Here is a 6,301-nt window from a genome sequence, read left to right on the forward strand (position 1 = left end):
GGACGGGGTCAGCCTGTCGGCGACCCCGTCCCGGGACGGGCTGACTTCCGAGGTGACTCGATGAAGACCTACCGCCGGCACTACTGCGGCCGGACGCATCGGAGCTTCCGCACCCTCGCCCGGTGTTTGTGGCCGAGAGCTGTGTGGGTGACCGGGAACGGCCCGTACGCCACGACTGCACGGCACCGCGTGCTGACGGTCGAGCTGCACCCGACCCTCGAAGCCGCACAGGCCGCCAAGCGCGTCATCGACTCTTCCGGCTGCGGCGGCAAGTGCCCATGCACCGGCCAGGGCCACGAACTCATCCGACTGCTCGACCCCGCCCAGATGGAGGCCGCAGCATGATCCTCGACGACCTGCTCACCGACGACACCCCCGGCGTCGCCAAGCTCACCGACCCCGACGCCGGCCAGACCCCGCGGTGTCCCTGCTACGGCTGCCCCGGTCGCGTCACCGGTGCCATGCCCGGCTGGCACCTGCGCAAGGGTCCCGCCGTGGTGCTCGATGCGCACCTGCGGGCCGCGCTTCTCGAACGGGCCGACGGCCGCCGCTGGCAGTTCCTGGAGCACGGCGACCACGGGGCAAGCCGGGAGCTGCTGCTCCCCGGATGGGTGGACCACCCGTACCGGCTCCGGTTGCCCGGCGGGCGGTGGATGTACGTCGCCGAACCGTACGGGCTCGACGCCGAGGCGTACGGCCACCTGCGCCACCTCGCCGAGCACGGCTACACCGTGGACGTCACCGCCTGGCAAGCCCGCCATAACCCCGGCCGCACGCTGGCCGTCTCGATCACCCCGGAGGACAACCGATGAGCCACATTCCCGGCCTGTCGCCGAAGGTGCTGCTTGCCGCCGCCGATCAGGACTTCGACCAGTTCTTCGCGCTGCTCGCCGAGTACACGCCGATCGAGCTGGTGGGCGCACTTGCTACCACCGCGTACTCCCTGGCCGTCGAGCTGTACGGCACCCCCGAGCGTGCCCGCGAGGTGTTCGCCGCGATGGCGCTCGCTGCCGACGTGGACGCTGCCCTCACCAGTGCTGAGGGGAGCCCGTCGTGACCCCCACCCTCGCCCTGGAGCAGGCGATGCTGCACCCCGACTACGACCGGTTCATTGCACGGGTCCGCCAGGCCACGCCCGTGGCGCTCGTCGACCAGCTCGACGCGGCGGCAACCCAGGCAACCCGCGTGGCCACCACGGCGGCGAGGTTCACCGGTGGCTGTGACGCCGGCGTTGCCACTGCGGCCGACCTGCCGGGCTGGCTGCGGCTCGGTCTGCTCGACGCCCTCACCCGCTGGGCCGACGGGAAAGCCACCACCTGCCGGCACAGCCCCGACCCCGACCGGCCCGAGCCGGTGCTCACCGCAGCATGGAAACCCGGCCTGGTGACCTGCATCCGGTGTGCGCACCTGTGGTCACTCGGCCGCAGAGCCAACCTCACCTGTGACTGCTGCGGCGCCATCTGCCCGCCGGACCGGATGAACCCGGGCATGACGCAGTTCGGTGCGCTGATCTTTCAATACGGCACGTGCGACGACTGCCGCCCGTCCGTGGCCAGCAACAACCCGCTCAGCGCCACGCTGCCGGCCGAACAGGACGCCGCGAGGGGTACGGGCAGGGCCAGCCCGCGAGGTGGGCGAGGCTGCAGCCGGGGCAAGGGTGGTCGCCGATGAGCGGCCAGTCCGGCGAGGCTGCCGAGCTGGCCGCACTCGGCCTCGCCGCGCGGATCCTGCTCGCCTACGACGACGCGGACGCCGACCAGATGGTGCGGCTCGTCAACACCGACCCCGACGCTGCGCTGAACGCCATCACGGCGTTCGCCGCCGCGCTCGCGTTGAAGGTCTACGGCCTCGATCTGCGACAGGCGCTGAACTCCGTCGCTACCGCCGCCGACCTCGACGACATCGGCAGGCAGGTGACCGGATGAGCGCCTGGCGCCCGTTGGCCACCCCCGGCCCGGTCAGCGCAGAGGCCCTGCACGCCGCCCGCGCTGCCGTCCTTGCGACCCTCGCCGCCCGCAACAGCGCCTTGGGACATCAGGCAGCCGTGACTGAGCTTGCGGATCTCCCCGTCGACCAGCTGCTCGACGTGGCCGCCGTCCTCGCCAGCATGGTCGGGCGACCCCAAGACACCCTGATCACGGACGACGAGTGGCTGTCGATGGCGGTCGAACCATGACCCGGCCCCTCGCCGGTGGGTGGCTGCTCGTCGCCCCCGATGACGCCTGCCGCCTCGCGCAGCTCGTCCGGGCCGGCGCGCTGACGTTCCGCCACCGCCGGAACCTCACCACCGGCGAGGGTGCCCTACTCATGGTCGTTGAGCAGGCCGCCTACGCCGCCCGCAGTTCCGCCGCCGGAACCGTAGCTGTCCTACCCGAGCCCGGCCGGTCACCGTCGACGGTGACAGCCAGTGCCGCAGCTCGGGCGCTGCGGGTCAGTGACAGTTACATCCGCCGGCTCTGCCGCACCGGGGCACTGGAAGCCCAGCGCAGCGGGACCGAATGGCACATCGACGCGGACAGCTTGGCCGCGTACGCACTCACGAGAGGCGAGAGACAGCATGAGCACCTACCAGGGACCGTGGAACCCCGGTGAGCACCCCGCCGACTGGGCGTACCGCACCGGACGGGTGACCGCTGAGTCGCGCGAGACGTGGCGCGCGGTGTACGACAACGACCCCGACGAGGGCGGCCGGACCATCGCCCACCTGTTCCCCGTGCTCGCCGACCCGGCCCTGACCAGGTTGGTCAAGGCGTCGCAGGAGATGGAGCAGCGCGAGCAGGACATCGCCGATGCCGAGTTCGCCGGCCTGTTCTCGCCCACCGCGCAAGCAGGCCCGGCCGACCTGACCCCGTACGCCCACCTGTTCCCGCCGGTCGACGCCGGCACGGACGGCCTGGACGAGTTCGCCGGCCTGTTCCCGCCGCGGCGTCGATAGAGGCAGGCCGGGGTGCAGCAGCGTCAACGTCACCCGGGGTCGTCGGTCTGGATCTCCCGACGACAGCGAGCCGGGGCCGAAGGGGCGAGAGCGCGCCTCCTTTCCGCGCAACGACCGCCCCTGCGCGCCACCCCAACGGCCAGCGACGACACCACCAGCGAACGGGAGAGCAGGCATGGCCCCTCGACCCTGTCTTGACTGCGGCAATCTCACCAGCGCGTCCCGGTGCGGAGCCTGCTCACGTGCGCGAGGGCGACACCGCGAGCGCACCCGAGGCCGCGCCAGCTCACGGCAGCGCGGCTACGACACCGTGTACGAGCGCAACCGCGCAAAGGTCCTTGCCCAACCTGGCGGCGGTGTGTGCTGGCTGTGCGGGCACGAGGGTGCCGACCAAGCCGACCACGTCACGCCCACCTCGCAAGGTGGCGACAGCTCGATGCTCAACCTCAGGCCGGCGCATGGCACACGCCCGTGCCCGACGTGTGGGCGCAGGTGCAACCAGTCGCGAGGCTCGCGGCCAATCGCCATCACTGAGAGTAATCGACGGTAGGTCACCCAGGGTGACAGAGTGGGCCTCAAAAAATCTCCGCCGCAGGTTTCCGAACCACCGGAGCCAGGTCGCTAGCTGTCCGGGCAGTTCCTACATTCCAAGATCGTCACAGACTGTTACACCCATTGCTGCCGGTAACCGCCGGTCATCGTCACAGGAGGTGCCATGCCGAACCCGCCGAAGTTCGACCCGCAGCGAGGCACGCGCGGCCGGGGCGGTGTGGCGCTCCCCGCCAGCGGCCGGCAAGGCGACCCGCCGCCGTGGCCGCTGCCTGGCCGTCATTCGCTCGACGAGCGCCGGGCCTGGGAGCAGTTGTGGGCGACCCCGCAGGCGGTGGCGTGGGAGCAGCTGCGCTGGACTCGCACGGTCGCCCGATACTGCCGGGTGATGATCGCCGCTGAGCAGCCGGACGCTACGGCGGCCCTGCTCGCGCAGGCCACGGTTCTGGAAGACCGCCTCGGACTGACCCCGAAGTCGATGCGGCTGCTGCTGTGGCACGTCGCCGCTGACGAGGTGAGCGAGCAGCGAGCTAAGTCCGCGGGCGCGCGGGGTCGCGTCCGTGCAGTCGGCAAGGTGTGACCGCGGTGTATGCCCCGGCGACCGTCGCCCGGCTGCTGCGCGGTCGACGGTAGAACCCTGCTACAGCGCGGCCGGCTGGCGTATCCGCCACCGGCCGCGCAGCCCCCCATCGGCGTAGATGGCCGCCAGCACGTCGCGGGCACTGGCCTCGTCGGGCCACACCACCACCTGCGTCTCCGCCTCGACCGGCGAGTTCAGGTGCACCTCCCAGCCCGCGTCCGCACGCTCGAACAGGCGCACCAGCGTGAGCACCAGGTGCGGATCGTCGACGTCGTACAGCCAGCCCACCTCGCGGAGCTGCGGAAGATCACCCATGGCCAACACGGTAGGGCAGACATCGAAGCTTCCCGCGGCCGGGAATCTTCGAAGGTGCGCGTTCAGTGCGTACCCCCTGCGGGCATCGGGCCCACGCAAGATCCGCGCCGGTTTCGTCGCAACCGTGGTGCCTGGCACCACGTTTCGTCAACAATCCCGAGGTGGTGCGCGCGCCCCGCTGCCGCGGTTCTGGAAACTTCCAAATCCCGGGTAGCTAGTGAACCCAGGGGCTGGCAGCGGCCGTTTCCTGCTGTGCCAGCACACACGTCTTCACAGCTTCGAAAGAAGGGTTCCAGTGGCAGCAGAGCGAAATATTCGCCGATCAGAGGTTGACAGTTGGTTCAGGTCGCCGCCCGCCGTGCCCACGGCTACTCCGCCGCAAGCGGGCGCGGCGGGCGGGACTACCTCAGTAGCGGAACCGCCAGTCCCGTCTTCTGCCGCGCCGTCCATGCCGGTGCCGACGGAACCGCGGCCGACCCCAGGTCGTGCACGTGCCCCGCATTTTGGCTTGAGGCCGGCAGCCACCGCCCCCGCGCCGGTCGCGGTTCCGTCGGCACCTAGCGTGCGTTTCGGCCCGATGCCGCCCGCGGCGACCCCAACACCAGGACATGCACCTGCCTCGCAGGTTCGGTCAGCAGCCCTGTTGACCAGTAGCGCGCCCGGACCGGGTGACGCACAAGACCCAAGCCGACGAGAAAGAAGGTCCCGAGGCGGGGCAGCGCAAAGGAAACATGACGAGAAATCGAAAGAAAGCTACGAGAAGTGGAAAGAAAGCCATAAGGAATGGCAAGAAAGTGGAATCCGGATATCCACCAGGAGCACACCGGTAGAGATTGGCAACGATGAGGACGGTCAGTGGCGGTCAGTCGGCGGCGGGACTCTCCTTGGCCGGAAGACTTACAGCAGCGACGCGCAGGACACAACCCGCGCAGCACGGAGAGGGTAGAGCGGACCGAAGATGACGAGGCCCTGAGCCGCGCGGCTGCGCGTCAGGGAGCGCGACGCACCTGCGTCACCTGAGCGACGCAGGTGCGTCACGGCTGCTCACGGGCCGCGCAAGGGTGCGTCGCGCAGTGCGTCACGGGTGCGCGGTGACGCGGCTTGACGCACCCTCGCGTCGCGGCTGACGCACCGGTGACGCACCTGCCCTGCGGGGCGCCGGGAAGCGTCGGCCACTTGCCGGAGCCGGGAAGTGGTGCCGACTTTGCGGGCGTCCGCAAAGTTCGCCGTAGGGGTACGCATCTTGAGTCGGATAATATCCGAGTCATTCAGTCGAGCCATCGTGGCGGTACATCCAAGGACACCCCCCTTCTTCGGGGCTCCCCGAAGAAGGGGGGTGTCCGATTTCCCGGTGCCGGGAAGTGGTCGCGGGGGTGGGCGGGACAGTGCCCCGGTCGTCGGTGGAGGGTTTCCGGTGGCGGCGACGAAAACCTGCCGCTGAGACCCTTCTTCCCGGCGCCGGGAAAAAGGTCCCCCACACTGTGGGTACCCCTGCCCTCGTCAGTGGCGGCGGCAGTCACTGCCGTTACGGCAGTGCCTGGACCGTCGTAACGGCATTGCAGGTCCCGTCGTAACGACGGTGCCTGCACTGCGCTGACACCCGGACGCACGACGGCCCGCCAGTCGCGATCCTGGCGGGCCGTTCGGTGTGCTGGGTCAGGCGTCCCGTTGCACTCTCCGGACTCGGTTCCACGCGCGCCGGCCGATCCGTAGCCGCTTACCCGTCGACCGGCACCACCGGCACGGGCGGGACAACTTCGGGTTGCGCTTGGAGCGGTGGTGGGCCTTCCCGTCGCACACCCAGCAGTCGCGGAACGGCCGGATGATTGAAGTTCCACCCTGGGACCGGTCACCGGGGTTTCATGCCGCGAGGGCGTGGGCTTGACGGTAGCAGGCACGCGTTTCGTGGGGCGTGCGGTGGT

Annotated in this window: 10 protein-coding genes; 9 read left to right on the forward strand and 1 reads right to left on the reverse strand. The window is 70.1% G+C overall.

The genetic code is table 11. The annotated features are described in order from the left end of the window. Positions 1-60: 60 nt before the first annotated feature. From AB0H52_RS28725 to AB0H52_RS28765, 9 genes are all read left to right on the forward strand, one after another. Complete coding sequence (locus tag AB0H52_RS28725) at positions 61-345, forward strand: hypothetical protein (RefSeq protein ID WP_357951339.1); 285 nt, start codon at positions 61-63, stop codon at positions 343-345. After that, positions 342-812 carry a hypothetical protein gene (locus tag AB0H52_RS28730; RefSeq protein WP_357951341.1) on the forward strand — a complete coding sequence of 157 codons (471 nt, stop codon included), beginning with the start codon at positions 342-344 and terminating at the stop codon, positions 810-812. The genes AB0H52_RS28725 and AB0H52_RS28730 overlap by 4 nt, the downstream gene beginning before the upstream one ends. Continuing rightward, a complete protein-coding gene (locus tag AB0H52_RS28735; protein WP_357951343.1) occupies positions 809-1,057 on the forward strand; it encodes a hypothetical protein in 249 nt (82 codons plus the stop codon). Before AB0H52_RS28730 ends, AB0H52_RS28735 begins: the two co-directional genes overlap by 4 nt. Continuing rightward, positions 1,054-1,671, forward strand: a complete 618-nt coding sequence (locus tag AB0H52_RS28740) for a hypothetical protein (RefSeq protein WP_357951345.1) — start codon at positions 1,054-1,056, stop codon at positions 1,669-1,671. The genes AB0H52_RS28735 and AB0H52_RS28740 overlap by 4 nt, the downstream gene beginning before the upstream one ends. Further along, positions 1,668-1,925: a hypothetical protein gene (locus tag AB0H52_RS28745; RefSeq protein ID WP_151492155.1), complete on the forward strand. Its 258-nt coding sequence runs from the start codon at positions 1,668-1,670 to the stop codon at positions 1,923-1,925. The genes AB0H52_RS28740 and AB0H52_RS28745 overlap by 4 nt, the downstream gene beginning before the upstream one ends. Then, positions 1,922-2,176 carry a hypothetical protein gene (locus AB0H52_RS28750; RefSeq protein WP_151492156.1) on the forward strand — a complete coding sequence of 85 codons (255 nt, stop codon included), beginning with the start codon at positions 1,922-1,924 and terminating at the stop codon, positions 2,174-2,176. The genes AB0H52_RS28745 and AB0H52_RS28750 overlap by 4 nt, the downstream gene beginning before the upstream one ends. Further along, on the forward strand, positions 2,173-2,592 hold the full coding sequence (locus tag AB0H52_RS28755; RefSeq protein WP_151492157.1) for a helix-turn-helix domain-containing protein: 420 nt from the start codon (positions 2,173-2,175) through the stop codon (positions 2,590-2,592). Before AB0H52_RS28750 ends, AB0H52_RS28755 begins: the two co-directional genes overlap by 4 nt. Further along, complete coding sequence (locus tag AB0H52_RS28760) at positions 2,558-2,935, forward strand: hypothetical protein (protein WP_151492158.1); 378 nt, start codon at positions 2,558-2,560, stop codon at positions 2,933-2,935. The genes AB0H52_RS28755 and AB0H52_RS28760 overlap by 35 nt, the downstream gene beginning before the upstream one ends. A gap of 715 nt (positions 2,936-3,650) precedes the next feature. Further along, a complete protein-coding gene (locus AB0H52_RS28765; RefSeq protein ID WP_357951348.1) occupies positions 3,651-4,064 on the forward strand; it encodes a hypothetical protein in 414 nt (137 codons plus the stop codon). A gap of 60 nt (positions 4,065-4,124) precedes the next feature. On the opposite strand, the gene AB0H52_RS28770 is transcribed toward AB0H52_RS28765, so the two are convergent. Continuing rightward, positions 4,125-4,379: a hypothetical protein gene (locus tag AB0H52_RS28770; RefSeq protein ID WP_151492264.1), complete on the reverse strand. Its 255-nt coding sequence runs from the start codon at positions 4,377-4,379 to the stop codon at positions 4,125-4,127. Positions 4,380-6,301 lie beyond the last annotated feature (1,922 nt).

Source organism: Micromonospora sp. NPDC050695, assembly GCF_040654415.1.
Classification (GTDB): Bacteria; Actinomycetota; Actinomycetes; order Mycobacteriales; family Micromonosporaceae; genus Micromonospora.

Excerpts from the sequence above, each read along its gene's own strand:
- AB0H52_RS28765 (WP_357951348.1), top strand. The coding sequence starts at position 3,651 with ATGCCGAACCCGCCGAAGTTCGACCCGCAGCGAGGCACGCGCGGCCGG.
- AB0H52_RS28730 (WP_357951341.1), top strand. The coding sequence starts at position 342 with ATGATCCTCGACGACCTGCTCACCGACGACACCCCCGGCGTCGCCAAG.
- AB0H52_RS28745 (WP_151492155.1), top strand. The coding sequence starts at position 1,668 with ATGAGCGGCCAGTCCGGCGAGGCTGCCGAGCTGGCCGCACTCGGCCTC.
- AB0H52_RS28725 (WP_357951339.1), top strand. The coding sequence starts at position 61 with ATGAAGACCTACCGCCGGCACTACTGCGGCCGGACGCATCGGAGCTTC.
- AB0H52_RS28755 (WP_151492157.1), top strand. The coding sequence starts at position 2,173 with ATGACCCGGCCCCTCGCCGGTGGGTGGCTGCTCGTCGCCCCCGATGAC.
- AB0H52_RS28750 (WP_151492156.1), top strand. The coding sequence starts at position 1,922 with ATGAGCGCCTGGCGCCCGTTGGCCACCCCCGGCCCGGTCAGCGCAGAG.
- AB0H52_RS28760 (WP_151492158.1), top strand. The coding sequence starts at position 2,558 with ATGAGCACCTACCAGGGACCGTGGAACCCCGGTGAGCACCCCGCCGAC.
- AB0H52_RS28735 (WP_357951343.1), top strand. The coding sequence starts at position 809 with ATGAGCCACATTCCCGGCCTGTCGCCGAAGGTGCTGCTTGCCGCCGCC.
- AB0H52_RS28770 (WP_151492264.1), bottom strand. The coding sequence starts at position 4,379 with ATGGGTGATCTTCCGCAGCTCCGCGAGGTGGGCTGGCTGTACGACGTC.